General features: G+C 59.3%; 28 protein-coding genes and 1 pseudogene. 10 read left to right on the forward strand and 19 right to left on the reverse strand.

Translation table 11 applies throughout. From position 1 onward, the window contains the following. Positions 1 to 4: 4 nt before the first annotated feature. The 5 genes from PMI32_RS09795 to puuE form a co-directional block, all read right to left on the reverse strand. Positions 5 to 1,297 carry a urate hydroxylase PuuD gene (locus PMI32_RS09795; protein WP_008031457.1) on the reverse strand — a complete coding sequence of 431 codons (1,293 nt, stop codon included), beginning with the start codon at positions 1,295 to 1,297 and terminating at the stop codon, positions 5 to 7. Between the two features lie 50 nt (positions 1,298 to 1,347). Next, the gene (locus PMI32_RS09790; RefSeq protein WP_007988150.1) at positions 1,348 to 1,851 is read right to left on the reverse strand and encodes an ureidoglycolate lyase; all 504 of its coding nucleotides are present in this window, start codon (positions 1,849 to 1,851) and stop codon (positions 1,348 to 1,350) included. 120 nt (positions 1,852 to 1,971) lie between these two features. Then, positions 1,972 to 2,967, reverse strand: a complete 996-nt coding sequence (alc, locus tag PMI32_RS09785) for an allantoicase (RefSeq protein ID WP_008031459.1) — start codon at positions 2,965 to 2,967, stop codon at positions 1,972 to 1,974. A gap of 88 nt (positions 2,968 to 3,055) precedes the next feature. Continuing rightward, a complete protein-coding gene (uraD, locus tag PMI32_RS09780; protein ID WP_008031460.1) occupies positions 3,056 to 3,571 on the reverse strand; it encodes a 2-oxo-4-hydroxy-4-carboxy-5-ureidoimidazoline decarboxylase in 516 nt (171 codons plus the stop codon). Further along, positions 3,568 to 4,494, reverse strand: coding sequence for an allantoinase PuuE (puuE, locus tag PMI32_RS09775; RefSeq protein WP_008031461.1), 927 nt, complete (start codon positions 4,492 to 4,494; stop codon positions 3,568 to 3,570). Before puuE ends, uraD begins: the two co-directional genes overlap by 4 nt. Before the next feature lie 419 nt (positions 4,495 to 4,913). On the opposite strand from puuE, the gene uraH reads away from it, so the two are divergent. After that, the gene (uraH, locus tag PMI32_RS09770) at positions 4,914 to 5,267 is read left to right on the forward strand and encodes a hydroxyisourate hydrolase (RefSeq protein ID WP_008031462.1); all 354 of its coding nucleotides are present in this window, start codon (positions 4,914 to 4,916) and stop codon (positions 5,265 to 5,267) included. 187 nt (positions 5,268 to 5,454) lie between these two features. Here the strand turns inward: uraH and PMI32_RS09765 are convergent, their stop codons facing one another. From PMI32_RS09765 to PMI32_RS09755, 3 genes are all read right to left on the reverse strand, one after another. Next, positions 5,455 to 6,081, reverse strand: a complete 627-nt coding sequence (locus PMI32_RS09765) for a LysE family translocator (RefSeq protein WP_008031463.1) — start codon at positions 6,079 to 6,081, stop codon at positions 5,455 to 5,457. 68 nt (positions 6,082 to 6,149) lie between these two features. Beyond that, on the reverse strand, positions 6,150 to 7,499 hold the full coding sequence (locus tag PMI32_RS09760) for an NCS2 family permease (protein WP_008031464.1): 1,350 nt from the start codon (positions 7,497 to 7,499) through the stop codon (positions 6,150 to 6,152). 308 nt (positions 7,500 to 7,807) lie between these two features. Further along, positions 7,808 to 8,251, reverse strand: coding sequence for a MarR family winged helix-turn-helix transcriptional regulator (locus PMI32_RS09755; protein ID WP_008031465.1), 444 nt, complete (start codon positions 8,249 to 8,251; stop codon positions 7,808 to 7,810). A gap of 83 nt (positions 8,252 to 8,334) precedes the next feature. Between PMI32_RS09755 and PMI32_RS09750 the strand changes: the two genes are divergently transcribed. Next, complete coding sequence (locus PMI32_RS09750) at positions 8,335 to 9,501, forward strand: aminotransferase-like domain-containing protein (protein ID WP_008031466.1); 1,167 nt, start codon at positions 8,335 to 8,337, stop codon at positions 9,499 to 9,501. 162 nt (positions 9,502 to 9,663) lie between these two features. Here PMI32_RS09750 and PMI32_RS09745 read toward each other — a convergent pair whose 3' ends face one another. The 8 genes and pseudogenes from PMI32_RS09745 to PMI32_RS09715 form a co-directional block, all read right to left on the reverse strand. Further along, positions 9,664 to 10,035, reverse strand: a complete 372-nt coding sequence (locus PMI32_RS09745) for a glutathione S-transferase N-terminal domain-containing protein (RefSeq protein WP_008031468.1) — start codon at positions 10,033 to 10,035, stop codon at positions 9,664 to 9,666. A gap of 101 nt (positions 10,036 to 10,136) precedes the next feature. After that, on the reverse strand, positions 10,137 to 10,682 hold the full coding sequence (gene folE / locus PMI32_RS09740; RefSeq protein ID WP_010456659.1) for a GTP cyclohydrolase I FolE: 546 nt from the start codon (positions 10,680 to 10,682) through the stop codon (positions 10,137 to 10,139). A 74-nt stretch (positions 10,683 to 10,756) separates the two neighbouring features. Then, positions 10,757 to 10,933: pseudogene (locus PMI32_RS31125) on the reverse strand (site-specific integrase); the annotation flags it as partial. Between the two features lie 143 nt (positions 10,934 to 11,076). Continuing rightward, entirely contained in the window at positions 11,077 to 11,751 is a 675-nt protein-coding gene (locus PMI32_RS09735; protein ID WP_008031474.1) for a polysaccharide lyase family 7 protein, read from the reverse strand. 316 nt (positions 11,752 to 12,067) lie between these two features. After that, on the reverse strand, positions 12,068 to 12,781 hold the full coding sequence (locus PMI32_RS09730) for an XRE family transcriptional regulator (protein WP_008031477.1): 714 nt from the start codon (positions 12,779 to 12,781) through the stop codon (positions 12,068 to 12,070). A gap of 117 nt (positions 12,782 to 12,898) precedes the next feature. Beyond that, complete coding sequence (locus PMI32_RS09725) at positions 12,899 to 13,456, reverse strand: Smr/MutS family protein (RefSeq protein ID WP_008031481.1); 558 nt, start codon at positions 13,454 to 13,456, stop codon at positions 12,899 to 12,901. Positions 13,457 to 13,542: 86 nt separating this feature from the next. After that, positions 13,543 to 13,863: a hypothetical protein gene (locus PMI32_RS09720; RefSeq protein WP_008031483.1), complete on the reverse strand. Its 321-nt coding sequence runs from the start codon at positions 13,861 to 13,863 to the stop codon at positions 13,543 to 13,545. A gap of 131 nt (positions 13,864 to 13,994) precedes the next feature. After that, on the reverse strand, positions 13,995 to 14,585 hold the full coding sequence (locus tag PMI32_RS09715) for a cysteine hydrolase family protein (protein WP_008031485.1): 591 nt from the start codon (positions 14,583 to 14,585) through the stop codon (positions 13,995 to 13,997). Between the two features lie 238 nt (positions 14,586 to 14,823). On the opposite strand from PMI32_RS09715, the gene prmB reads away from it, so the two are divergent. Further along, positions 14,824 to 15,732, forward strand: coding sequence for a 50S ribosomal protein L3 N(5)-glutamine methyltransferase (gene prmB / locus PMI32_RS09710; RefSeq protein WP_008031486.1), 909 nt, complete (start codon positions 14,824 to 14,826; stop codon positions 15,730 to 15,732). A gap of 133 nt (positions 15,733 to 15,865) precedes the next feature. Here the strand turns inward: prmB and PMI32_RS09705 are convergent, their stop codons facing one another. Together PMI32_RS09705 and PMI32_RS09700 are read right to left on the reverse strand one after the other, a co-directional pair. Further along, positions 15,866 to 16,657 (reverse strand): hypothetical protein, encoded by a 792-nt coding sequence (locus PMI32_RS09705; RefSeq protein ID WP_008031488.1) that lies wholly within the window; start codon positions 16,655 to 16,657, stop codon positions 15,866 to 15,868. 110 nt (positions 16,658 to 16,767) lie between these two features. Next, a complete protein-coding gene (locus PMI32_RS09700; protein ID WP_008031490.1) occupies positions 16,768 to 17,766 on the reverse strand; it encodes an alpha/beta hydrolase in 999 nt (332 codons plus the stop codon). A gap of 83 nt (positions 17,767 to 17,849) precedes the next feature. On the opposite strand from PMI32_RS09700, the gene aroC reads away from it, so the two are divergent. From aroC to mtnC, 5 genes are read left to right on the forward strand one after another with little or no spacing between them, the layout of a single operon-like run. Further along, positions 17,850 to 18,941: a chorismate synthase gene (gene aroC, locus PMI32_RS09695; RefSeq protein ID WP_008031492.1), complete on the forward strand. Its 1,092-nt coding sequence runs from the start codon at positions 17,850 to 17,852 to the stop codon at positions 18,939 to 18,941. Between the two features lie 34 nt (positions 18,942 to 18,975). Continuing rightward, the gene (locus tag PMI32_RS09690; RefSeq protein WP_008031494.1) at positions 18,976 to 20,121 is read left to right on the forward strand and encodes an MFS transporter; all 1,146 of its coding nucleotides are present in this window, start codon (positions 18,976 to 18,978) and stop codon (positions 20,119 to 20,121) included. Next, positions 20,118 to 20,738, forward strand: a complete 621-nt coding sequence (locus tag PMI32_RS09685) for a methylthioribulose 1-phosphate dehydratase (protein ID WP_008031496.1) — start codon at positions 20,118 to 20,120, stop codon at positions 20,736 to 20,738. The genes PMI32_RS09690 and PMI32_RS09685 overlap by 4 nt, the downstream gene beginning before the upstream one ends. A 12-nt stretch (positions 20,739 to 20,750) precedes the next feature. Then, on the forward strand, positions 20,751 to 21,296 hold the full coding sequence (locus PMI32_RS09680) for a 1,2-dihydroxy-3-keto-5-methylthiopentene dioxygenase (RefSeq protein WP_008031498.1): 546 nt from the start codon (positions 20,751 to 20,753) through the stop codon (positions 21,294 to 21,296). Positions 21,297 to 21,300: 4 nt separating this feature from the next. After that, entirely contained in the window at positions 21,301 to 21,984 is a 684-nt protein-coding gene (mtnC, locus tag PMI32_RS09675; RefSeq protein WP_008031501.1) for an acireductone synthase, read from the forward strand. A 241-nt stretch (positions 21,985 to 22,225) separates the two neighbouring features. On the opposite strand, the gene PMI32_RS09670 is transcribed toward mtnC, so the two are convergent. After that, on the reverse strand, positions 22,226 to 22,504 hold the full coding sequence (locus PMI32_RS09670; RefSeq protein ID WP_008031503.1) for a DUF3509 domain-containing protein: 279 nt from the start codon (positions 22,502 to 22,504) through the stop codon (positions 22,226 to 22,228). A gap of 331 nt (positions 22,505 to 22,835) precedes the next feature. On the opposite strand from PMI32_RS09670, the gene PMI32_RS09665 reads away from it, so the two are divergent. After that, complete coding sequence (locus PMI32_RS09665; protein WP_008031505.1) at positions 22,836 to 24,674, forward strand: long-chain-acyl-CoA synthetase; 1,839 nt, start codon at positions 22,836 to 22,838, stop codon at positions 24,672 to 24,674. A gap of 96 nt (positions 24,675 to 24,770) precedes the next feature. Continuing rightward, a complete protein-coding gene (locus PMI32_RS09660; RefSeq protein WP_008031507.1) occupies positions 24,771 to 25,289 on the forward strand; it encodes an ankyrin repeat domain-containing protein in 519 nt (172 codons plus the stop codon). Positions 25,290 to 25,442 lie beyond the last annotated feature (153 nt).

Below are 25,442 nucleotides of genomic sequence, written 5' to 3' on the forward strand. Positions count from 1 at the left end.
ACGGTTAATTGGTCGGGGCTCCCTGAACAATCCACGCGCCGATCAGGTCACGTTCCTGCTGGGTCATCTGGGTGATGTTGCCCAGTGGCATGATCTGGCTGGTGACGGCTTGAGCCTGGATCCGCGCCGCGTTCTGGCGGATCTGCTCGGGGGTATCGAACATCACGCCGGCCGGTGCTGCGCTGAACAACGGGCTGGTCGGCTTGGCCGAGTGGCATACCGCGCAACGTTCCTGGATCACGCTGTGCACTTTGTCGAAACCCGGGCCGGCGTTTGCCGCCTGGACCGGTGCTTCAGCCGGTTTCGCGGCGGCAGGTTTGGCACCACCGCCGAGGGCGGTTTCCGGCAGCGGCTGGTACTCGATGGTGCCAGGTGCCTTGGCCACTTCAGGTGCGCTTGGCATCTGCGCCGGGCCAGTCACGTAAGCCAGGCAGATCATGCCCACGGCTGCGACGGGCAGGGTCCAGGCAAACTTGTGGCTGTCATGACGGGTGTTGAAGTAGTGACGCACCAACACCGCCAGCACCGCGATCCCGGCCAGGATCAGCCAGTTGTACTGGCTGCCATAAGTGCTCGGGAAGTGGTTGCTGATCATGATGAACAGCACCGGCAAGGTGAAGTAGTTGTTGTGACGCGAACGCAGCAGGCCTTTGGCCGGCAGTGCCGGATCGGGCGTGCGGTTCTCGGCAATCGCCGCTACCAGTGCGCGCTGCGCCGGCATGATGATGCGGAACACGTTGCCGACCATGATGGTGCCGATGATCGCGCCGACGTGCAGGTACGCACCACGACCGCTGAACACTTTGCTGAAGCCGTAGGCCGCGCCAATGATCAGCACGAACAGGATGAAGCCGAGCAGGGCAGGGCGTTTGCCCAGGGCCGAGTCGCAGAGGAAGGAGTAGACGAACCAGCCAACGAACAAAGAAGCGATGCCCAGTGCGACCCCTTCAGGGCCGGTCAGGCTGCTGCCCGGTGCCAGCAGGTACAGCGTCGGGTTGGAGTAGAACACCACGCACAGCAGCGCGATCCCCGACATCCAGGTGAAGTAGGCTTCCCACTTGAACCAGTGCAGGTTGTCCGGCATGGTCGGTGGAGCCAGTTTGTATTTTTCCAGGTGATAGATACCGCCGCCGTGGATCGCCCACAAATCACCGGCCAGACCACTTTTCGGGTTGACCCGATTGAGGTTGTTTTCCAGCCAGACGAAATAGAACGACGCACCGATCCAGGCCACGCCAGTAATCATGTGAACCCAGCGCACGCTCAGGTTCAGCCATTCCAACAGATGTGCTTCCACAGTCTTTACCTCTCGCCTGTCACTCTGTTGTCGAGTGATCAGACCTTCTCTTATTGGTGGGGGGCGAGGATCAAACGCTCATCCTCTTTGAAAAAATGCTCATCGCAGTTATTGCCTGTGCCACTGCGATCAACCACCAGGAAGTCATCCCGCTTTTCGATCGTCAGCACCGGGTGGTGCCAGACGCCGCGATGGTAATTAATGCCCTGCCTGCCGTTGGTGACGAAGGCGCGGACCAAGCCTGATACAGGTTCATCGCCAAGTGGCGCGACCACGATCAGAAAGGGGTTGCCGAGCAGCGGAATGAAAGCCTGGCTGCCCAGCGGGTGACGCTCCAGCATGCTGACGGTCAGCGGCATGTCCTGCGCGTCGGCGCGGAAAATGCTGATGATCGCCTTGTCTTCTGGCGTGGCGGTTTCCACCGTCGCCAGTTTATGGAAGCGCATGGTCGAACCGTTGTTGATCATGAAGTGATCGCTGCCGTCGGTTTCGATCACGTCACCGAAAGGGGCGAAGGCTTCTTTGGTCAGCGGTTCAATCGTCAATGTGCGCATGCTGGTCTTCTTATCCGAATTCAATGTTGTTAGATCTATCGCCATCGCGAGCAGGCTCGCTCCCACATTTGGAATGCATTCCCCTGTGGGAGCCAGCCTGCTGGCGATTGGGTTCAGCGCTTATTTAGCGACCTTGCCCAGGACACGCAGGCGGCTCACACCGCCATCCGGGAACACGTTCAGGCGGATGTGGGTGATCGGGCCCAGTGCCTTGATCTGTTCGGCGAAGGTGTGTTCGGCGTGCATTTCCAGTTTCTGCGCCGGCAACAGTTCGCGCCAGAACAGTGATTGGGTTTCGATCTGGCTGTCGGTACCGCCCTTCACAAAGGCGCCCTGGATCGAGCAGGTGTCCGGATAGTTGCCCTTGAAGTGCAGGGTGTCGACGACGACTTTTTCGATCTCGCCGGCATGACCCAGCGCGACGATCACCCAGTCATTGCCCGGCGTGCGACGACGTGCGGTTTCCCAGCCGTCGCCCATGTTGATGCCACGGCCCGGGTTGAGGATGTTGCTCATGCGGCCGAAGTGTTCGTCGGAGCAGGCGAGGGCGCGGCCACCGTTCAGGGCGGCGGCCAGGTCCACTTGTTCATTGTCGCCGACAGCGGACCAGTCGCGGAACGGAATGCCGTAGACACGCAGACGGGCCACGCCGCCATCCGGGTAGATGTTGAAGCGCAGGTGGCTGAAGGCCTGGTCGTTGCTGATTTCGTGGTAGTGGTGGCTGTTGCCTTGCAGCTCGACGGCCGACAGCACTTCAGTCCACTGGGTGTTGTCGTCCGGCTCGCCAGACGCGAGGAAGCAGGCTTCCAGCGAGGCCGATGGCGGGAAGTTGCCGGTGAAGAATGAAGTGTCGATGTCCACGCCTTTGATCGAACCCGGCACGCCCAGGCGGATGACCGCGCTGTCGTAGCCTTCGAAGCGTTTGCGGCGCGATTCCCAGCCGTCCATCCACTTGCCGTTGTCATCGAACACGCCCTCCTTCCACACGGCCGGGGTCGGTTGGAACAGACGGTTGGCGTCTGCGAACCAGTCATCGGTGACCGAAATGATTTTGGTGCCCAGGCGGGCGTCGGCCAGGTTGACGAACTTCTCGAAAGGTACGGCGTAAGCTTTCATTCTTCTTGTCTGCCTTTAATAAGTTGGCTTGGGATGCTTGCAGTGCCCTGGGCGATGTTTGCGTCCAATGTCGCTCGGGCAAGGCTCGCTATAGGGTCAGTAATCGGAACAGGGCGATCTTGTTGATCTCCGCCAGCGCGCACTTGAACTCGGTATCTGCCGGGTTGTGAATGCGCGTTTCGAACGCCGCGAGGATCTGATGCCGGTTGCTGCCTTTTACCGCCATGATGAAGGGAAACTTGAACTTGGCTTTATAAGCGTCGTTCAGCTCGGTGAAGCGAGAAAACTCTTCGGCCGTGCATTGGTGAATACCGGCGCCAGCCTGTTCATTGGTGCTGGCTTCGGTCAACTGGCCCTGGACGGCGGCTTTGCCGGCCAGGTCCGGGTGAGCGTTGATCAGGGCCAACTGGCTTTCGTGATCAGCGCTCAACAGGATGTCGCTCATGCGCTGGTGCAGGGTTTCGATCTCGTCGATCGAAGCGTCCTGGCCCAGGTCGAAGGCCTTTTCGGCCACCCATGGCGAATGTTCGTAGATGTCGGCGAAAGCGGCGACGAACGCGTCGCGGCTCAGGGTCGAGGGTTTCAGGGTTTGAAAGGTGCTCATTGGGCAGCCCCTTGGTACGGGTGGGTTTCGTGCCAGTGGCGAGCGATGTCGACGCGGCGGCTGAACCACACCTGTTCATGACTTTTAGCGTATTCGATAAAGCGCTTGAGCGAAGCCAGACGCGCCGGACGGCCGATCAGCCGGCAGTGCAGACCGATCGAGAGCATTTTCGGCGCTTCGGCACCTTCGGCGTACAGCACATCGAAAGCGTCTTTCAGGTATTCAAAAAAGTCGTCGCCCTTGTTGAAGCCCTGGACCTGGGTGAAGCGCATGTCGTTGGTGTCCAGGGTGTACGGGATCACCAGGTGCGGCTTGCCGGTCGGGTTGTTCGGTTCCCAGTAGGGCAGGTCGTCGTCGTAGGTGTCGCAGTCGTAGAGAAAGCCGCCTTCTTCCATCACCAGCCGGCGGGTGTTCGGGCCGGTGCGGCCGGTGTACCAGCCCAACGGGCGTTCGCCGGTGATTTCGGTGAGGACGCGGATCGCTTCGAGCATGTGCTCGCGTTCCTGCGCTTCGTCCATGTACTGGTAGTCGATCCAGCGATAGCCGTGGCTGCAGATCTCGTGACCGGCATCGACCATCGCGCGGATCACGTCCGGGTGGCGCTGGGCGGCCATGGCCACGGCGAAGATGGTCAGCGGAATGTCGAATTCCTTGAACAGTTTCAGAATCCGCCAGACGCCGGCGCGGCTGCCATACTCGTAAAGGGATTCCATGCTCATGTTGCGCGCGCCTTGCAGCGGCTGCGCCGAGACCATTTCCGAAAGGAAGGCTTCGGACTCTTTATCGCCGTGCAGGATGTTGCGCTCGCCGCCTTCTTCGTAATTGAGCACGAAAGACAGGGCGATGCGCGCATTGCCCGGCCAGTGTGGGTGAGGAGGGTTACTGCCGTAACCGATCAGGTCGCGTGGGTAGTCAGCGCTCACTGCAGTCTTCCTTCTTATTCGTTGACAGGTTGTGTGGCGGCCTGGCGATGGGATGACAGGCTGGCGTCACAGCGATGGGCTGATTGTATACAACTTTATATCCACTTTGTAAGCCTGAATTTTCGCATTTTTCATCTGCTGTCATCTTGGAGTGCTACTGCAAGAAACCTGCCCAGTTGGTCAGCTAATGGATAGAAGGTCCGCTGCTCGCATGGTTTGGCGTCAGATTGACTGCGAATCCTTGAATGGCGGTGCTGGCTGCAAAAATGTCGTTTTTATTGTGTACAATTTTTATGAAAAGTGTCTTAATCAGTCGCTCGCCGCAGCTTTTCGTGCTCCGAATCGGTGCGGTCTCCTTTTCAACTGACTTCGGGAGGCGCGAGGTCTGACTGCTCTACGCAGGCAGGCGCGCAGAATCAATGGGACGTTTGACTACACACGTTTTGGACGCTGCACACGGTTGCCCGGGCAGCTCGATCAAGGTCGAGTTGTACCGCGTTGAAGGCTCGCAGCTGGAATTGGTCGCCAGTGCAATCACCAACAGCGACGGCCGCGTCGATGCACCGCTGCTGCAGGGCGATGACTACCGCACCGGGGTCTATCAGGTGCAGTTTCATGCGGGCGATTACTACCGCGCCCGTGGCGTTCAGCTGCCGGAGCCTGCGTTCCTGGATGTGGTGGTGCTGCGGTTTGGCATCTCTGCGGAACAGGATCACTACCATGTGCCGCTGCTGATTTCGCCTTATAGCTATTCCACGTACCGCGGCAGCTGATCCCCCAAGCAGCTGTCGCCTCCGAGAAGCGACTGCGCATATAGCTTCTTTGGTCTTTCGCCCGCTCACACTGCGGGCTTTTTTTCGCCTTCAGGAATGTGGTGCCTGTTCTGACGCTATCGCCGGCAAGCCGGCTCCTACAAGGACTGCGCAAATCCTTGTAGGAGCCGGCTTGCCGGCGATGCTTTTAACGGCTCAACAGCGACGCTGCGCCGGCACCGCTAAACAGTCCGGCACTCACGCGGTTAAACCAGCTCTGCCCCTTGCCACTGCGCAGATACCGCGCCGCACCATGGGCGCCTAACCCGTAAGCCAATTTGCACAGCAGATCCAACACCGTCCACGTGGCAATCATCACCAGCAACTGCGGCAGGAACGGTTGCCCGGCGCTCAAGAACTGCGGCAGGAACGCGGCGAAGAACAGGATGTCTTTCGGATTGCTCGCACCCAGCACAAATGCGCGCCCGAACAGGGCACGGAAACGTGGCACTGGCGCAGCCTGGGGCACTTCAGCGCCGACCGATGGCTGGCGCGATTGCTGCCAGCTCTGCCAGGCGAGGTAGAACAGGTACAGCGCACCGACGATTTTCAATGCGCTGAACAGCTGTTCCGAAGCCAGCAACAACGCCCCCAATCCCAACGCGGAAGCGCTGAGCAAGCAGATCGACGCAATCACGCCACCCAAAAACGCCGGGTAAGAACGACGCAAACCGTAATTCAAACTGTTGCTGATCATCAGCAACGACAGTGGCCCCGGGATCAGGATCACCACCAGCGCAGCGCCGCTGAACAGCAGCCAGGTTTCCAGACTCATCACTTTCCTCCATTTGCACAAAAGCCTCACCCGACGGGGTGAGGCTGTTTTCAAGCGAGTACCTGTGTTTACAAGAAGATGAACTTGGCGATGAAGATCGCGCAGAGCACCCACAGGCTCACGGAAATTTCCTTGTATTTACCGGTGCCGGCTTTCAACGCCACATAGGTGATGAAGCCCAGCGCAATACCGTCGGCGACCGAGAAGGTCAGCGGCATCATGATCGCGGTGACGATCGCCGGAATGCTGTCGGTCGCTTCGTCCCATTCGATGTGCGCCATGCCGCCCATCATCAGCATCGCCACGTAAATCAGCGCACCGGCTGTTGCATAAGCGGGGATCATGCCAGCCAGCGGTGCGAAAAACATGGCTGCAATAAATAACACACCTACGGTAACAGCGGTAAGACCAGTCCGACCACCAGCGGCTACACCCGCGGCACTTTCCACGTAGCTTGTTACCGGAGGAACACCCACCACGGCACCGAATACGCTGGAGGCACTGTCGGCTTTCATGGCGCGAGAGAGGTTTTCGATGCGGCCGTCCGCGTTCACCAGGTTGGCGCGCTGGGCGACGCCCATCAAAGTGCCGGCGGTGTCGAACATGTGCACGAAGAGGAAGGCCAGCACTACGCTGATCATGCTGACGTTGAATACGCCGGCGACGTTCATGGCCATCCAGGTCGGTGCCAGGCTCGGCGGTGCCGACATGATCCCTTCGTAATGCACCAGGCCCAGACCCCAGCCGGCCAGCGTCACGGTGATGATGCTGATGAGAATCGCACCGAACACCTTGTGGTAACTGAGCACGGCGATCATCAGGAAGCAGATCGCGGCGAGCAGCGGGCCGGGTTCACGCAGCGAGCCGAGCTTGATCAGCGTTGCCGGGCTATCGACAACGATACCGGCGGTTTTCAAGCCGATCAGGCCGAGGAACAGACCTACGCCGGCGCCCATCGCAAAGCGCAGGCTCACCGGAATGCTGTTGAGCAGCCATTCGCGGATCTTGGAGAAGGTCAGGATCATGAACAACACACCGGACACGAACACTGCACCGAGTGCGGTTTCCCAGTTGTAGCCCATGGTGCCGACCACGGTGTAGGTGAAGAAGGCGTTGAGGCCCATGCCCGGCGCGAGGCCGACCGGCCAGTTGGCGTACAGGCCCATCAACAGACAACCCAGTGCAGCCGCGATGCACGTTGCAACGAATGCCGCGCCGTGATCGATCCCGGCGTCGGCCATGATGTTGGGGTTGACGAAGATGATGTAAGCCATGGTGATGAAGGTTGTCAGACCGGCAATCAACTCGGTCTTCACCGTGGTGCCATGCAAGCTGAGTTTGAAGATGCGTTCCAGCCAGCCATTGCGTAATGGCGGCGAGAGTTCCAGCGACGGGGCTTCGGATTTGCGGCTTTCCACAGCGAGTACTCCTCAAGAGTTTTATTGTTATTTCCAGGGCCGGACCCATGAGGGTGGCAGCGGCCCTTTGAGGCATTCGCGAATTTGTTGACCGCTTGGTCAGGAACTCGCACGCAGTGGATTATGCTTTTGTATACAAATAATGCAAATAATGTTTTTGATTTTGTAGACGAAAAGTTTGGCAATAGGGATATATCGCCAGAAAGGACGCCTTCGCGGGCAAGCCTCGCTCCTACAAAAGCGGCGCATATCCTGTAGGAGCGAGCGGTGCGGCGATCCGACTTGCCCGCGAAGGCGGTTTCCAGGATTCAGATTTTTTGCTGGTTCTCCCCAAGCGCCAGATTCACCGCCAACCACCCATTCACCGCCGTCTCCCCAGCCTCGGCAAACACCCGCTCCAGCAGTTTCACCTGCTCACGCCGTAACGACTGCTCAAACCGCGCCCCTTCCACGGTCAGTTCCAGCAACCGCTTACGCTTGTCGGTCTCGGACGCAACGCTGTCCACCAGGTGCATTTCCACTAACTGGCGCAGTGGAATGTTCAGTGCTTGCTTGCTCACGCCGAGCAATGCCAGCAACTCCTTGACGCTCAGGTTCGGATAACGGGCGATGAAAAACACGATGCGTTGATGCACCCGGCTCAAGCCGCGACGCTCGAGCATTTCGTCGGCCTTGGCGGTGAACGCCTGGTAGCCGAAGAAAAACGCTTCCATGGCCTGTTGCTGGGAGGCGGGATTTTTAAGGTCAAGCATGTTGACGTATCCGTTCGGGTTGTCGTAATTTCGGTCAACCAGTTTGACTCATTTTCCTCAGGCCTCGCTACCGGTGACCTCCCATGGCTTTTTCCGAACGTGTCTCGCGCCTTAAAAGTTCTTTGATTCGTGAAATCCTCGCCGCCGCCCAGCGCCCGCAAGTGATGTCGTTCGCCGGTGGCTTGCCGGCCGAAGTCATGCTGCCGACCGTCGAATGGGCCGACATGCCGCTGTCCATCGGCCAATACGGCATGAGCGAAGGGGAGCCGGCGTTGCGCGAGGCGCTGGCGGCCGAGGCGCGAGCGTTGGGCGTGCCCTGTGAGTCGAGTCAGGTATTGGTGGTCAGCGGCTCGCAGCAAACCCTCGATCTGGCGGCCAAGCTCTACATCGACAAAGGCACCGAGATCCTGCTCGAAGCGCCGACATACCTGGCGGCGTTGCAGATCTTTCAACTGTTTGGCGCTGATTGCATCACCGTGCCGCTGGAAGCCGATGGCCCTAATCTGCTTGAGCTGCGCACGCGTCTGGAAAAACACCAGCCTGCGTTCATCTACCTGATCCCGACGTTCCAGAACCCGTCGGCGGTGCGCTACAGCGAGGCCAAGCGCGATGCGGTCGCCGCGTTGCTGGATGAGTTCGGCGTCACCCTGATCGAAGACGAGCCGTATCGCGAGCTGACGTTTGATGGCGGCAGTGCCAGGCCAATCGTCAGTCGCTTGAAAAAGACCAGCTGGATCTACACCGGCACCGTGTCGAAAACCCTGTTGCCGGGACTGCGAGTCGGCTACCTGATCGCCAGTCCGGACCTGTTTCCGCATTTGCTGAAGCTCAAGCAGTCCGCCGATCTGCACACCAACCGCGTCGGCCAGTGGCAAGCGCTGCAATGGATCGGCACCGAGAAATTCCAGCAGCACCTGAGTGAGCTGCGGGACTTTTACCGGGTGCGTCGGGATGCGTTTCAGTCGGCACTGGAAACGCATTTTTCTGATTTGGCAGAGTGGAACGTGCCGCAGGGCGGGCTGTTTTTCTGGTTGACGCTGAAACAACCGCTGGACACGCGCACGTTGCTCAAGCCGGCACTGGCGGCGGATGTGGCGTTCATGCCGGGTGAGCCGTTTTTTCCGGAGCCGGACAATCACCCGGGGCATTTACGGCTGAACTTCAGCCACATCGATCCGGCGCGGCTGGATGAAGGGTTGAAGCGATTGGCGGCGGTGGTGCGACAGGCGCAGGCAGCGGAAGCGGCCTGATCGCAGAGATAAAAAAACCGGCTCATGGGCCGGTTTTTTTTTGTTTGAGATTTGTGGTGGTTGATCCGACGCCTTCGCGGGCAAGCCTCGCTCCTACAGAAGATGCATAACCTGTAGGAGCGAGGCTTGCCCGCGAAGAGGCCGTCAGCCACACCACAAACCTCACGCCGCCGCGAAGCGCTTGTCCAGATAATCAATGATCACCTTGGACTCATACATCCAGGTGGTCTGGCCATTCTCTTCAATGCGCAGGCACGGGACCTTGATCTTGCCGCCTTGCTCCAGCAGAGCCTGACGATCCTGCTCGTTGTTCTTCGCATCACGCAACGCCACCGGCACGTTCAGGCGGCGCAGGGTGCGGCGGGTTTTCACGCAGAACGGGCAGGCGTGGAACTGATACAGCGTCAGGTCCTTGGCAGCCGCTTCAACCTGAGCCTGGGCGGCGGCAGGGCGCTGCTTCTTGCCGGGACGGGTGATGAAGTCGATGAAGATGATCAGTTGGCCGAGGCCGACACGAAGCGCTTTAACGAACACGGTACAAGCCTCACGGGGCGAAAGAAGGCGCGCAGCTTACCTGATTTTTCGCAGACGAAAAAAAACCGGCGATGAATGCCGGTTTTCTTCGTTGCTGCGAATTACTTGATCAGGCTGAGAAACTCGCTGCGAGTGGCAGCGTTTTCGCGGAACTCACCCAGCATCACCGAGGTGATCATCGACGAATTCTGCTTTTCCACACCGCGCATCATCATGCACATGTGCTTGGCCTCGATCACCACAGCAACGCCCAAGGCGCCGGTGACCTGCTGGACCGCATCGGCGATCTGGCGGCTGAGGTTTTCCTGGATCTGCAGGCGGCGGGCGTACATATCGACGATCCGCGCGACTTTCGACAGGCCCAGCACTTTGCCGCTCGGGATGTAAGCGACGTGCGCCTTGCCGATGAACGGCAGCAGGTGGTGTTCGCACAACGAGTAGAGCTCGATGTCTTTCACCAGCACCATTTCGCTGTTGTCGGAGCTGAACAAGGCACCGTTGGTGACTTCTTCCAGTGTCTGTTCATAACCGCGGCAGAGGTACTGCATGGCTTTGGCGGCACGTTTTGGCGTGTCGAGCAGGCCCTCGCGGGAGACGTCCTCGCCCAATTGGCCGAGAATCGCGGTGTAATTCTGTTCCAGTGTCACAGGGGCTGATTCCATAAGGGTTTCAGAGGGGTACTGTTTCTGTCTGTACCAATGTTGTACCAATCGAGCTCGTTTCAAACGGCCCGTTCACTCTGGTCGATGCCGGAGTTGATTCGTCGGGCGTGGTCGATAGCAACATCTGAACGCTACGACCGAGCCGAGTGGCAATAAAACGCAGGGTTCATCCCCGACATGAGGCACATGGTAGCGTATGTGTGACGGCAGTTGTATTGCCAGCGGGCGCGAAGCCCAAAATCGGTCGTTGCGGCCTGCAAGTGTTTGTCGGTCGCGCAGGCCTGCCGGATTTTATCCGCATCCCGCTACAGCCTGTCGCCAGGCTGCAGCAGTGATGTTCCCCTGAAACCTGTTTTGCTCATCAGGCCGGGCAGGTCTATCAGGCGTGAGTGATCGACAGATCGCTGATGATGCAGACGGAACCGTCTAGCGGGTCGGTGGTGTCGGAGTAATCGATCTGGTTGTACACGCCTCCGTGAAAGGCAAGCGTTTTCGTGTCCCAGGTGTTGTCGAGGCGCATGATCGCGGAAGTGGATTTGACGCCGTTACAGCTGGCCGATACAGAAACGGCGCCGCTCGAGTTGGCGTGAATGTTTATTTTGAAAAGTGCACCGAGTGGTACGTTCTCCAACACCGTCGAGTTGACCGGATCGTCCTGGAGGTAGCTTGACCGGAACCCCATGGTGATTTTTCCTTTGTTCCAGAACACCTTTACCGGAGGTCGTTCTGAACCCTTCACATGAATTTGGCCAATCACGACTTTCTGCAGCGAGTTGACTTTGGTCAGTCGCATTTCCTGGCGGTTCCAGTGGTCCGCTGCGCTGGAGAACAGCCAGTAACCTGGCTCCTTCCACTCACAGCGAGTTCGTAGCGTGCTCTTGCTGGACGCTCCAAGCGTCGGCGCCGTCATCTGCAGCGAACCATCTTCAAGCATTGAGATGACGTCGGGGCATTCGACCAGTGCGCGCCAGCCGATGAGCTCAAGCGCAATCGGGTTGGTGTCGGAGATTGGAAGCGGGGTAGCGATGGTGAAGTTGCTGATGTCTACAGTCATGGTTTTTACCTCAGTCCATTGATGTCGCTTTTTGCTCTGGTGAGCCTTGCGTTTGATGCAGGCCTACATCCCACTGCCCACTCAATGAATGGGCAGAAGTGATAGTTGGCAGCTTCCGATCGATTTCCCGTTGGCTTGAATACGAATATAGGCGTTCCCATATTTCGTGTAAACGGGTATTCCCATATTTTATTCTGCACCTGTATTTCAGGTGCAAAAAAAAAAGCCCGCGCTTGGCGGGCTCCTCTTGGATATGCGTCGGTTTGTTGTATTGCACGTCATGGCACTGGACGTTCACGAATCACCGCAACTCGGTTCACCGCGAATACATTGCCCACCAAAAGACATGACCCAGGATCGCAATCTGCTGCTCCTGGATCTCGGCGAAGGTGTAGTCCTCGTCCGGATGCTCGTCACGGTTGAAGCTGCGTAGCCGGATCCCGCTGGGCAGTCGGTAGACTTGTTTCACACGGAGCTGGCCGTTGTGGTTGATCGCGTACATGTCGCCGTCCACGATGTCGCCCAGCGAATTCTTGCCAATGTTCATGCCGACGGTGGCGCCGTCGCGCAGTACCGGGAACATGCTGTTCCCGCTCACCCGCACGCACCTGGCGTTGTTGAACTGCACGTTATTGTGACGCAGGTCTTTTTTGAAGAAACGCAGCCTGGCGCTGTCGTTTTCTGCGATCACGAAACGGCCTGAACCCGCCGCCAGCTCAACTTCACGCAGGAAGGGGACATAAACCTCATCGTCATCCAGAGGGGTGCTGTCGTCCCAAGGCTGGATGTCTGACATTGAAATGTCTGGAGGGGGGGAGACCCCTTTAAGCATGTCGCCGACACCTTCAGCCAGCCACATCGGTGAAACGCCACACACTGAAGCAATCTGGGCAACAAAGGCTGTCGCTTTCGATTTCCCGCGCTCGAGGTCGGAGATTGAGGTTTGAGTCAGCCCCGCGCGCTCGGCAAGCTCGGTCTGATTGAGCTTGGCGTGTTGGCGGGCTGTTTTGAGTCTTTCTTTAAATTCCATCTGCGAAGTATTACGGGAGCTCCCATATCATTGCAAGTCGGTATGCCTGCGCTGAGTGGTCAGTCAGTAGCCAGATCGGTGTGGCGGATACGACGCTGCAAGCGCGGCGCAACAGCTTTACTCGTCGCGACCTTCCATCATGGTGCGTTTGAGCATCACATAAACCGCTCCGGCACCACCATGTTTCGCCTGGCACGAGGTGAAGCCAAGTACCTGTGAATGCTGGCGCAGCCAGGTGTTGACGTGGCTTTTGATCATCGGCCGCTTGCCGTCCAGGCGCACAGCTTTGCCGTGGGTGACGCGCACGCAGCGGATTTCGAATTTGGTTGCTTCCGCCAGGAACGCCCAGAGGGTTTCCCGGGCCTTTTCCACACTCATGCCGTGCAGGTCGAGGCTGCCTTCGAAGGGGATTTGCCCGATCTTGAGCTTGCGCATCTGGCTTTCCTGCACGCCGTCGCGCGCCCACATCAGCTCGTCTTCCGGGCCGACGTCGATCACGAACTGATCGGACAGGCCGTCAACGGTGGTGGCATCGGTGCGCACGGTGGCGGCTTGACGCAGCTTGGCGATCTGCGCGCGGTCAGCCTTGGGTTTGCCGGTTTCGGCGCGATCGTGCTTGATCGGCTTGACGCCTTGGATCGCGCTTTTGAACAGGGAAAAATCGTTGTCTTGCATATCAGCCTCCGCGAAGGGCGGCCAGTTTACCCAAGTCGAGACACGACCGATAACAATTGGGGCCCGGTAAACGTCAGGCCGTCAATTCAGTCGTGTTTTTTCATCAGATGCGGGGACATGTTCAGCTCTTGCGACTGGCGCGCACGGCGACGGCAACGCCGCCACAGCCAAACGCCCAGGTAGAGCAGGAACAGACCGACCGCCAGAATGATTGCCGAGCCCAGCGGGCTGGCATTCAGCTCGCCGAGTGCCGGCGGGTGGCCCAGCAGGCTGGCGGCGCCGGCCATCGCCAGCAACACACCGCACGTTGCCAGCAAGGCAGCAAAGGCTGCGCCGAATCGAAAACGCCAGTTGCTTTGGCCTTTGGGCCGCAAGCGGCGTGCGTCAAAACCATCGGATAACTTCATTCCGACCTTCCTCAATGGGTATCGGCCCTTCGACCGGGAGTTGACCGGGATGTTCCTGAGGCTATGACATTTACAGCGAACGAGAGGCTTTTGCGGATGAGCGGCGACATGAGCCGCTCATCAAGCGTCGATCAGATCAGATCGTGGGTCAGGGCGAGGGTGGCGAAGTTGTCCGCCATGATCGCCATTTCGGTCTGTTGAACGTGGTCAGCGCTCAACACGCCACCCTTGTAGGGCAAATCGCGCGTTGCACAGGCGTCTTCAACGAGGGTGCAGCGAAAGCCCAGGTTTTTCGCGGCGCGCACGGTGGTGCTGACGCTGGAGTGACTCATGAAACCGCATACGATCAGGTCCAGGGAGCCGAGATTTTGCAGGCGGTCCAGCAGTTCGGTGCCGTGAAACGCACTCGGCAGCAACTTGCCGATGATGGTTTCGTCGCTCTGTGGTTCGAGGCCCGGGATGAATTCACCGCGCTCGCCTTGCGGATCGAACAGCCCGCCGACGGTGCCAAGGTGGCGCACATGCACGATAGGACGGCCGGCTGCGCGGGCAGCGCTCACCAGCTGCTTGATGTTCGCGACGGCAGCATCCATGCCGACCAGGGCCAGGGGGCCGCTGAGGTATTCTTTCTGGGCATCGATGATGACAAGGGTCGCATGGCTCAGATTGGCGGCGGCATAACCGCGACCGCTGAGTTGAAACATCGTTTTTGGAACGGACATTCTGGGGCTCCTTGGAGTGGGGCTTTTGCGACATTGTCCTCTGGCTGAGCGCTTCTGTGAATCGCTACCATCGTAGGCGCCGTCGTTACTGGCCTGCAGCCTTGTCAATATCCTCGTTTTGTTCAATAGCCAGCGATAAAAATGGATATGTCCTACATCTGAGCCGGTGTTTTTCCTGCGTCGTCGTAACGCGTTTTGGCTGTTAGAATCGCCAGTCGTTTTTTCTGGAGTTTACCCCGTGATCACTTCCCGACTTCGTACCCTGCGTGACCATATCCGTTGGGCCGTCAGCCGCTTCCATGGGGAGGATCTGTTTTTCGGCCATGGGACCGACAACGCCTGGGACGAAGCCCGTCAACTGGTGTTGGGTGCCTTGCACTTGCCGTGGGAAATTGCTGACAGCTACCTCGACTGCAATCTGGAAGACGATGAGCTGGTCAAGCTGCAGCGTTTGCTCAAGCGGCGCATCGAAGAACGCATTCCCACCGCTTACCTGTTGGGTGAAGCATGGTTCTGCGGCATGTCGTTCATCGTCGATGAGCGTGTATTGATTCCGCGTTCGCCGATCGGTGAGCTGATTGAAAAGGGTTTCGCACCGTGGCTGGGCGCCGCGCCTGCGCGGATTCTTGACCTGTGCACCGGTTCCGGTTGCATCGGTATTGCCTGCGCCTATGAATTCCAGGACGCCGAAGTCGTGTTGGCGGATCTGTCGTTCGAAGCGCTGGAAGTGGCCAACCAGAATATCGAGCGCCATGGTGTCGATGAGCGGGTCTACACCGTGCAGGGCGATGGTTTCGATGGCTTGCCGGGCCAGCGTTTCGACCTGATCGTGTCGAACCCGCCTTACGTCGATGCGGAAGATTTCGCCGACATGCCGCAGGAATATCAGCATGAACCCGAGCTGGGCCTGGCCTGTGGCGACGATGGCTTGAACCTGGTACGACGGATGCTCGCCGAAGCGGCGGATCATCTGACCGAGAAGGGTTTGCTGATTGTCGAAGTGGGCAACAGCCAGGTTCACGTTGACGCGTTGTACCCGGAAGTCGACTTTGCCTGGCTCGATTTCGAGCGCGGCGGGCATGGCGTGTTCATGTTGACGGCGCAGCAGTGCCGGGAGCATCAGGCGTTGTTCGCTTCACGCGTCTGACCTGAGGACGCTATCCCCTGTAGGAGCGAGCCTGCTCGCGATGGTCGTTAACGATGACGCGTGTTTGCTGGAAACACGCGTCGCCCTTAAGTCCATCGCGAGCAGGCTCGCTCCTACAGGGAGTGGGCAGCCTTCAACGGTGTGTGGCAATCCAGATCAACAACCCCGCCTGAAACACCGCAAACGCCACCAGGCACGTAATGGTGAACCGCAGCCCCGCGTCTTCGCGTTTGTACTTGCTGACCTTTTCTTCGTGTTTCTTCAGCTTCACTTCCTGCTCGGCCAGGTTCTGCTCGGCCTGCTGCAGCATCTGCGCCGCTTCGAGAATTTCCACCTGCTGCAGCTTCTCGGTGTTCCAGTCGGCCAACAGGTCGCCGACCTGCACCTCTTTGACGCTGCCCTTCAAATGCTGGGCGTCGGCGTACGCCACCTCAAAACCATGCGCTTTCAAAAAGCGATCACGGCGCAGGCGCGTGTCTTCGTTCAGCGCGTCCTTGTTGTTCAGGTCGGTGCCGTCGACGGTGTAGCCGGGCCAGCGCTTTTTCGCCCAGGTAATGCCCTGTGCTGCCATGTAGCGGCCGATGCCACGGTTCATCGGTTCGATCTGCAAACCGCTGTCCGGCCCGAAATGCACGCGTTTTGTGGTGTGGTCGACCCACACGTCGAGGTGGTTCTGTTCCTTGCGCACGCGCTGGCCGGGCAGGGAAATGGTCATGCGCAACAGACTGTGTTTCTTGTCGTTGCGTTCGGCATAACCGAATTCGACAAAGCGCAGTGGCCGCCCGCCGGTGTTGCGGTCGGTCTGCAACGGCGCCAGGCGGAGCATCTTGTGGTGCTCGACGTGGACGTCCGCCCACGGCAGCTCGACCGCTGGCGGTGCGTCTTTTTCAGCGGTGGTGTCGGGTGAAGTCGGGGTATCAGTCATAACGGCGAGATCCTGTCCAAGCTCAGCTTGTCGCCAGTCATAACGCTGGCGACAAAGGCTTATCGGCCGTTTTTTTCAGGACTGGAGGGAAAAAGCGCTTAAAAAAGCGCTCAACTGGAGCGAAGTCCGTCAATAAACCCGAGGATTCGCGCGCCCAGCTCGGCTGCCAGCGGCAATTGCGGATCTTTGTAAGAGGCCAATTGCCGTTTGACGTCGTTGGGCACGATGCGCATGACGTGGTTCATGCCCTCGATCAACGCCAGTTCGGCGTCCGGTTTGGCGGCCTGCAACAACCTGGCGTCGCCGACACCGACCTGGATGTCGTTGCTGCCTTGAATGATCAGTGCCGGCATTTTCAGTTTGGCGAATGCGGCGGCGGGGTCCTGGCGGAACAGTGAGATCAGGTACGGCTGCACGCTCGGGCGGAATATCACCTGAAGTTGCGGCGGTACGTTGTCATCGGTGCGGCCGGCCTTGAGGCTGTCGAGCAGTTCATTGCTGCGCAGCATCAGCGGAGGAGGCAAGCGATTGCTCAGTTGCTGACGCAGCACCTGATCGATCGGCCGTGCGCTGCCGGACAGGGAAATCACCCCGGCGGCATCGACGCTCGGCGCCGCGAGGCTGGCGATCAATGCGCCTTCGCTGTGGCCCAGCAGAATCAACTGGCCAAAGCGCGGATCGCTTTTGAGCTTGTGGCCCCAGGCCTCGGCGTCGGCCACATAGGCTTCCACCGTCAGATTGCGTTCGTCCGGGGTCGCCGCGAGGCTCGCCGCCACGCCGCGTTTGTCGTAACGCACGCTGGCAATGTTGTGTTTGGCCAGCACCCAGGCGAGGCGCTTGAGGCTGTCGTTGCGTCCACCGTCTGGGTTATTGCCGTCACGGTCTGTAGGACCGGAGCCGGAAATGATCAGGACAACCGGTACGGGTTTGTCGGATTTTGGCAGCAACAACGAGCCGAAAAGCTCCCCGGTGCCGGTATCCAATGTGATCGGCCGTTGCAGGACGGTGGCCTGTACAAAGCCGGTAAACAAGGTAAGGCTCAAGGCTAAAACTCGCAGCATCATCACGCCATCATGAACAAGATGCCGGTTGGACTCGCAGGCACCCATAAGGTTCGAGGATGAACTAGTTGGGTAGCCTGCGTATACTGGCGCGCATTACGTATTCAGGTTCATTTCACGGAGCGTCCTGCATGTCCGGCAATACCTACGGCAAGCTGTTCACTGTCACCACCGCGGGCGAAAGCCATGGTCCGGCGTTGGTCGCCATTGTCGACGGCTGCCCGCCGGGGCTGGAAATTTCCCTGGAAGATTTGCAGCGCGACCTCGATCGCCGCAAACCCGGCACCAGCCGCCACACCACCCAACGCCAGGAAGCCGACGAAGTCGAAATCCTCTCCGGCATTTTCGAAGGTCGCACCACGGGCTGCTCTATCGGCCTGTTGATCCGCAACACCGACCAGAAGTCCAAGGATTACTCGGCAATCAAGGACCTGTTCCGCCCGGCCCACGCCGACTACACCTATCACCACAAGTACGGCGAACGCGATTACCGCGGTGGCGGCCGCAGCTCGGCGCGGGAAACCGCCATGCGTGTGGCGGCTGGCGCGATTGCCAAGAAATACCTGGCCACCCAGGGCATCGTCATTCGCGGTTACATGAGCCAGCTCGGCCCGATCGAAATCCCGTTCAAGACCTGGGATTCGGTGGAAGAAAACGCCTTTTTCAGCCCTGATCCGGACAAGGTGCCAGAACTGGAAGCCTATATGGACCAGTTGCGCCGCGACCAGGATTCGGTTGGCGCGAAGATCACCGTCGTCGCCGAAGGCGTGATGCCAGGCCTCGGCGAGCCGATCTTCGACCGTCTCGACGCCGAACTGGCCCACGCGCTGATGAGCATCAACGCGGTCAAAGGCGTGGAAATCGGCGCCGGTTTCGCCAGTGTTTCCCAGCGCGGCACCGAGCATCGCGATGAAATGACCCCGGAAGGATTCCTCAGCAACAACGCTGGCGGCATCCTCGGCGGCATTTCCTCCGGCCAGCCAATCGTGGCGCATTTGGCGTTGAAACCGACGTCGAGCATCACCACGCCGGGCCGTTCCATCGACATCAATGGCAACCCGGTGGAGGTCATCACCAAGGGCCGTCACGACCCGTGCGTCGGCATCCGTGCCACGCCGATTGCCGAAGCGATGATGGCCATCGTGCTGATGGATCACCTGTTGCGTCACCGCGGGCAAAATGCCGATGTGCGCGTGAGCACGCCGGTGCTGGGTCAGCTTTGATGGCTGACCTGATAGCCGCTGCGGCCTGACGGTCGTGGCGGCGCTCCCGTACTGGCGGCTTTCCAGTTTCTATCTGTTCTATTTCGCCTTGCTCGGTTCGACAGCGCCGTTCCTGGCGCTGTACTTCGATCACCTGGGTTTTTCTGCCGCGCGCATCGGCGAACTGGTGGCGATCCCGATGCTGATGCGTTGCGTCGCGCCAAACATCTGGGGCTGGCTCGGGGACTACACCGGCCAGCGCCTGGCCATCGTGCGCTTTGGCGCGGTCTGCACGCTGCTGACGTTTTCGCTGATTTTCGTCAGCAAAACCTACGCCTGGCTGGCGATGGTCATGGCGTTGCATGCGTTTTTCTGGCACGCGGTGTTGCCGCAGTTCGAAGTCATCACCCTGGCGCATCTGAAAGGGCAGACGTCCCGTTACAGCCAGATCCGGTTGTGGGGTTCCATCGGTTTCATCATCACCGTGGTCGCGCTCGGCCGCTTGTTCGAATGGCTCAGCCTCGACATCTACCCGGTGGCGTTGGTGCTGATCATGGCCGGGATCGTCGTCAGCAGCCTGTGGGTGCCGAACGCGCAACCGGTCCAGAGTGAAAGACTGGCGGCTGACGGGTTTCTCAAGCAGTTGCGCAGCCCCGGTGTGCTGGCGTTTTACGCGTGCGTGGCGCTGATGCAGATGAGTCACGGCCCGTATTACACCTTTCTGACGTTGCACCTTGAGCGATTGGGTTACAGCCGTGGCTTGATCGGCCTGCTCTGGGCAGTTGGCGTGGTGGCCGAAGTGTTGATGTTTCTGGCCATGAGCAAGATCCTTGCGCGCTTCTCCGTGCGCCGGGTGCTGCTGGCGAGTTTCCTGCTGGCGGCGCTGCGTTGGTTGCTGCTGGGGTCGCTCGCTGAATTTTTATCGGTGCTGCTGTTTGCCCAGGTGTTGCACGCGGCGACGTTCGGCAGCTTTCACGCCGCTGCCATCCAGTTCGTGCAACGTAGCTTCGGTGCGCGCCAGCAAGGGCAGGGCCAGGCGTTATACGCGGCATTGGCCGGCACCGGCGGCGCACTGGGCGCGTTGTACTCCGGCTACAGCTGGAATGCCCTTGGGGCCTCGTTCACCTTTAGTATTGCCAGTCTGGCGGCCTTCGCGGCTGCCGTTATCATTGCCACACGTATGCAAGAGGACCGGCCATGAGCCTGACCCGTGAACACCTCGCCCAGGAAATCATCGACGCCGGGCGTTTTTTGTATGGCCGCGGCTGGTCGCCGGCCACCAGCAGCAACTATTCGACCCGACTGTCGCCGAGCGAAGCCTTGCTGACCGTGTCCGGCAAGCACAAAGGCCAGTTGGGCATCGACGATGTGCTGGCCACTGATCTGTCGGGCAACAGTCTGGAACCGGGCAAGAAACCGTCCGCCGAAACCTTGTTGCACACCCAGCTCTATAGCTGGCGTGCGGAGATCGGCGCGGTGCTGCACACCCATTCGGTGAACGCCACGGTGCTGTCGCGACTGACGCCGGAAGATTTCATCGAGTTCGAAGACTACGAGCTGCAAAAGGCTTTCAGCGGCATCTCGACCCACGAATCCCGGGTGCGTGTACCGATTTTCGACAACGATCAGGACATTGCGCGCTTGGCCGCCAAGGTGCAGCCTTGGCTGGAAGCCCATCCCGATTGCGTCGGCTATCTGATTCGCGGTCATGGCCTCTACACCTGGGGCGCCCGCATGAGTGATGCGTTGCGGCAGATCGAGGCCTTTGAATTTTTGTTCGAGTGCGAGTTGAAGACGCGTTCGATCCTAAACCGTTAAGGAGTTGCCCTGATGAGCAGCCTGTCCGTCTACCATGTCTCAAGCCCTGACATTCCGAACAAGGTGCTGACCCATTTCGAAGACATCGCCTCGACCCTGGCCGAGCAGGGTGTGCGCTTCGACCGCTGGCAAGCGGCGGCGAAAATCCAGCCCGGCGCCAGTCAGGAAGAAGTGATTGCCGCGTACCAGGAGCAAATCGACAAGCTGATGACCGAACGCGGTTACATCACCGTCGATGTGGTCAGCCTGAACAGCGATCATCCGCAAAAAGCCGAATTGCGCGCCAAGTTCCTCGACGAGCACCGCCATGGCGAAGACGAAGTACGATTTTTCGTCGCCGGCCGTGGCTTGTTTACCCTGCACATCGACGATTACGTCTACGCCGTGCTCTGCGAGAAAAACGACCTGATCTCGGTACCGGCCGGCACGCCGCACTGGTTCGACATGGGCGAGCATCCGCATTTCGTCGCGATCCGGCTGTTCAACAACCCGGAAGGCTGGGTGGCCAATTTCACCGGCGAAGACATCGCCAGCCGCTTCCCGCGTCTTGAGGACTGATTCGATGCCGATCAAAGCGATTCTCACCGACATCGAAGGCACCACCAGCGCGGTGAGTTTTGTGTTCGACGTGCTGTTTCCCTACGCCGCCAAACACCTGCCGGACTTCGTTCGCCAGCACGCCGCACGCGCCGATGTGGCGGAGCAACTGCACGCCGTGCGCCGGGATAGCCATGAGCCGGACGCCGATGTCGAACGTGTCATCGAGATTCTCCTGGGCTGGATCGCCGAAGACCGCAAAGCCACGCCGCTGAAGGCGTTGCAAGGCATGGTCTGGGAGCAGGGCTATCAGGCCGGGCAGTTGAAAGGTCATGTGTACCCGGACGCCGTTGAAGCGCTCAAGCGCTGGCATCAGCAAGGTTTCAAACTGTTTGTTTATTCCTCGGGTTCGATTCAGGCGCAAAAACTGATCTTCGGCTGCTCCGAGGCGGGGGATTTGTCGCCGTTGTTCAGCGGCTATTTCGACACCACGTCGGGACCCAAGCGTGAAGCGCAGTCGTACCAGCGCATCACCCAGGCCATCGGCCTTGAAGCGGCGCAGATATTGTTCCTATCGGACATCGTCGAAGAGCTGGACGCGGCGCGCACGGCGGGTATGGCAACCTGCGGACTGGCGCGTGAAGGCGGGGAGTTGGCAGGGCATGTGACTGTGGACAGCTTCGCCCGGATCAACCCTTCCATCCTGTAATACATACACAACCCCCTGTAGGAGCCGGCTTGCCGGCGATGGCGATCTAGCGGACGCCATCGCCAGCAAGCCGGCTCCTACGGATCGTGGATATGTTTGAATTTCAGGATTCACGCATGACCTGTAGGAGCCCGGCTTGCCGGCGATAGCGATCTTGCGGACGCCATCGCCGGCAAGCCGGCTCCTACAGGCCGTGAAGCGAAAGCTTTCACGGCCTGTTTGTTTGCAGCGTTGAAACGGTTTATGCCGAGTGATACGTCGGCAGCGCAAAGCGCTGTTGGCTTTGCAGCATGGAGATCTGCGGTAACTCGCTGGCCTGTTCGGCCAGGTCACGGCGGATCGCACTGATCACCCACGACAGCTGATCACCGGCATGCAACTGCTGGTAGGAAACCGAGCGCTTGAAGACTCTGCCTTCACTGCTGCGCAAGGTCAGCAGAATGCCACCGTCGGGACGTGGCTGGGTGGTGACTTCGAAGTTGGAGAACAGGGACGAAAATTTTTCCTGGATCAGGTTCATGTCTATCAGCTCCGTAAGCGCTTGAATGGCAAGCATGCAGAGGTAGTTGCAGTGATTGTGCCAGCACCTGATTTTTTAATAATCGTTATAAATCAATAAGTTAAGTTAAAGCCAATTTTTTGCTTTCGTGCAATCTGCATGAATGGCCATCGTGCATCCTGCATTTTGCGAGGTCGATGTCGGTTCGATGGAACCATTCACATCCTCCGGGTTCGCGTTTTTCGCGGATACAAAACATTTCAAAAACCGCGTGTACAGCTCAAGAACCGTTGACGTATTTTCGGGCTCAATCACCGTCGCCCGACAATAAAAAGATCGAACGGGAGCACCCATGAGCCGCACGACGAACGACACGATTACCTGGGGCATGATGCTCCGCAAGCTGCCGTCCATTGCCAAAGCCATCCCCCGGGTGGTGAAAGGCATGAAGGCCGCCAACGTCAAGGACCCGACCCAACCGTGTGGCCTGGGCTGGAGCTTCGAACAAGCGACGTTGCGCAATCCCGCCGGCCCGGCCTTGCTCCAGGGCGCGGTGGTGCTCACGTACTCGCAAGTCAATCAATGGGCCAATCGCATCGCCCATCACCTGATTGCCCAAGGCATCGGCAAGGGCGACGTGGTCGCGGTGTTCATCGAAAACCGCCCGGAGCTGTTGGTGAACATATTGGCGGTGGCCAAGGTCGGGGCGATCAGTGCCTTGCTCAACACTTCTCAAACCCGCGATACCCTGGCCCACAGCCTGAACCTGGTGGCGCCGGCAGCGATCATTGTCGGTGAGGAGCTGGTGCCGGCGTTTGCGGCAGTGCGCGAACGGGTCTCGATCGACGCGGCGCGCACCTGGTTCGTCGCCGACCAGGACACCTATAGCCAACCGGGCGTTGCGCCCGACGGTTTCATCAACCTGATGACCGCGATTGCCGACAGCCCCAGCGACAACCCTGCCAGCAGTCAGCAGGTTTTCCTCGACGACCCGTGTTTCTACATCTACACCTCGGGCACCACCGGGCTGCCCAAGGCCGGGGTGTTTAAGCATGGGCGCTGGATGCGCAGCTCGGCCAGTTTTGGTTTGATCGCGCTGGACATGCGCCCCGAAGACATCGTCTATTGCACCTTGCCGCTGTATCACGCCACCGGATTGTGCGTGTGCTGGGGCTCGGCCATCAGCGGCGCCTCGGGGTTTGCCATCCGCCGCAAGTTCAGCGCCAGCCAGTTCTGGAGCGACGTGCGCAATTACCGTGCGACCACCCTCGGTTACGTCGGCGAATTGTGCCGCTACCTCGTGGATCAACCGCCCAGCGCCGAGGACAACAAGCACGGCGTGACGAAAATGATCGGCAACGGCCTGCGCCCCGGCGCATGGCACGAATTCAAGACGCGCTTTGGCGTGAACCACATCTGCGAGTTGTACGCGGCCAGCGACGGCAATATCGGTTTCACCAACATCCTCAACTTCGACAACACCGTCGGGTTTTCCCTGATGTCCTGGGAGCTTGCGGCCTATGACCATGACAGCGGCGCGCCGACGCGGGACGCCAACGGCTTCATGCGCAAGGTGGTGAAGGGGGAGCAGGGGCTGTTGCTGGCGAAGATCGACGACAAGGCGCCGCTGGATGGCTATACCGATCCGCAGAAGACTGAAAAAGTCGTGCTGCACGACGTGTTCGAGAAGGGTGACCGTTACTTCAACACCGGTGACCTGCTGCGCAACATCGGTTTTGGTCACGCGCAGTTCGTCGACCGCCTGGGGGACACTTATCGCTGGAAGGGTGAAAACGTCTCGACCACCGAGGTCGAAAACATCCTGCTGCAACACCCGAACATTTCCGAAGCCGTGGCTTATGGCGTGGAGGTCCGCAACACCAACGGGCGCGCCGGGATGGCGGCGATCACGCCCGCCGAGTCCCTGGCGACCCTGGATTTCAGCGAGCTGCTGGCCTTCGCCCGTGAGCAAATGCCGGCGTATGCGGTGCCGCTGTTCCTGCGGGTGAAAGTGAAGATGGAGACCACCGGCACCTTCAAATACCAGAAGACCCGGCTCAAGGACGAAGCCTTCGACCCTGGCAAAACCGGCGACGATCCGATCTATGCCTGGCTGCCGGGTACTGACACTTACGTGCAAGTCGACGAACAATTGCTGGTGGATATTCACGGCGGCAAGTACCGCTATTGATTGTGGCTATGGCGTGCCTTGAGAAAAAACAAGTGACAGTGTCGGGGGCGCTCGGGAAACTGTCGGCTTTGCGAATAACTGTAAGTGGAGTTTCCAATGTCCGATCAAAGCCGCCAGATGACCCCCGAAGAAGCCGCCGAATTTGCCGAACAGGTTTTCAACAAGGCGCGCGAGGGTGATGCGGCGATGATGGCTGCGCTGCTGACCAAAGGCCTGCCGCCGAACCTGCGCAACCACAAGGGTGACACGTTGCTGATGCTGGCCGCTTACCACGGCCATGTGGACACAGTGAAAGTGCTGCTTGAGCACAAGGCCGATCCGGAAATCCGCAACGACAATGGCCAGAGCCCGATTGCCGGCGCGGCGTTCAAAGGGGACCTGGCGGTGGTCAAGGCGTTGGTCGAGGGCGGTGCGCTGGTGGAAGGTGCATCGTTTGACGGTCGTACGGCGTTGATGATGGCGGCGATGTTCAATCGCGTGGAAATCGTTGATTACCTGATCAGCAAAGGGGCGGATCCGAAGGCCAAGGATGCCAATGGGGTTTCGGCGTTGGATGCTGCGAAAACGCTGGGTGCGGTGGATACCGTTGCGCAATTGGAGAAACTGCTGGGCTGAGCGTAACTCTTGTAGGAGTGAGCCCGCTCGCGATGACTGTGTGTCAGGCGCCTGGTTTTTCGATGGTGTACATATCCGTTTCTGCGGTAACGGCGGCTATTGGTTTCGCTTTTACAGCGAGTCACTTGGAAGAGCCCCAAGTAACCAAGGGCT

This window comes from Pseudomonas sp. GM60 (genome assembly GCF_000282415.1).
GTDB lineage: Bacteria > Pseudomonadota > Gammaproteobacteria > Pseudomonadales > Pseudomonadaceae > Aquipseudomonas > Aquipseudomonas migulae.